At 51.4% G+C, this 1,115-nt stretch carries 2 protein-coding genes; both read left to right on the top strand.

The features are described from left to right. Positions 1–331, top strand: a 331-nt coding sequence (locus PA598K_RS26250) for an L-serine ammonia-lyase, iron-sulfur-dependent, subunit alpha (protein WP_185602238.1), incomplete at its 5' end; no start/stop codon positions are given. A gap of 371 nt (positions 332–702) precedes the next feature. Next, on the top strand, positions 703–990 hold the full coding sequence (locus PA598K_RS39065) for a DUF6199 family natural product biosynthesis protein (RefSeq protein WP_376739077.1): 288 nt from the start codon (positions 703–705) through the stop codon (positions 988–990). Positions 991–1,115: the final 125 nt, after the last annotated feature.

The following is a 1,115-nucleotide window of genomic DNA, read 5'->3' as shown; positions in this document are numbered from 1 at the left end:
CGGCGCGAGCAGCGGCATCGTCTATCTGATGGGCGGCAGCCTCCAGCAGATCAAGCGGGCCGTGCAGAGCACGATTGCCTCGCTGAGCGGCATGATCTGCGACGGCGCCAAGGCGACCTGCGCGCTCAAGATATCCACCGGCACCAATGCCGCGATCCAGGCGGCGATCCTGGCGATGAACGACATCTCGCCCTCGCCGAGCGACGGCGTCATCTTCGACGAGGTCGAGGACACGATTCGCAACATGGAGCGGTTCGTCCAGGAGGGGATGGCTGACGCCGACGCGACGATCCTGAGCATCATGCTCTCCAAGCCGGGCCAGGCGGAGTAGGAGAGGGAACCTTGAGTTATGATTAATGCGGAAGCCGTGAGAGTAGTTTTTTTGCAGACTTGTGCCATATATAGCACAGGTCTGTTTGCATTCGAGGCGTTGGCGCTCACTTGTGCGATTTATGGCACAAATCTGAACGGCCCCGGCTCAATGTGCTCAACTTGTGCGATTTATGGCATAAATCAGCCTGCTCTCGGCTCGATGTACTCAACTTGTGCGATTTTTGGAACAAGTCTGCAATTCCCGGGTCGATGGCGCTCTACTTATGCGATTTATGGCACAAGCTGCCATAACCGAGGCGATTGCGATCCGCTGCTTGTTCGATATTTCGTGACTGCATAAGTACCTCCGCGAAGGAAAGGCAAGCAGCGATGTGGAATATGCTTACTTTGGAGGTGATTTATGTGTTCCTGATGGATGTTGGACCAGGTATCGGAATAACGATTGTTATTACAGTTTTCCTAATCATTTGGACGATACTAGCCTTAGCCGCCGCCATTCACCCTCGTTTATTCTGGAACGTCACTCAAGGATGGAAAAAAGCGACGAAAGAGCCGCCGAAGCTGTATTTTACATGCCTAAGAGTACTCGGAATAATCCTGTCACTAATAGGACTCTACTTGCTTTTTTCACCTATGATCTATTCTACTGGGCAGTAGTGCAAAAGTACCTTTATTTCTGACCGCACAGCGCTCAAACGGGTCAATAAATGCAAAAGTACACTTAAAGCTCCACAAAATCGCTTATTGGCGCTCATTCTCAAAAAATAACTGCACTTTCGCAG

Source organism: Paenibacillus sp. 598K (assembly GCF_003851045.1).
Lineage (GTDB): Bacteria > Bacillota > Bacilli > Paenibacillales > Paenibacillaceae > Paenibacillus_D.
Note: the sequence above shows the minus strand (reverse complement) of the source record. Positions and strands in the feature narration are given on the sequence as shown.

Excerpts from the sequence above, each read along its gene's own strand:
- PA598K_RS39065 (WP_376739077.1), top strand. The coding sequence starts at position 703 with ATGTGGAATATGCTTACTTTGGAGGTGATTTATGTGTTCCTGATGGAT.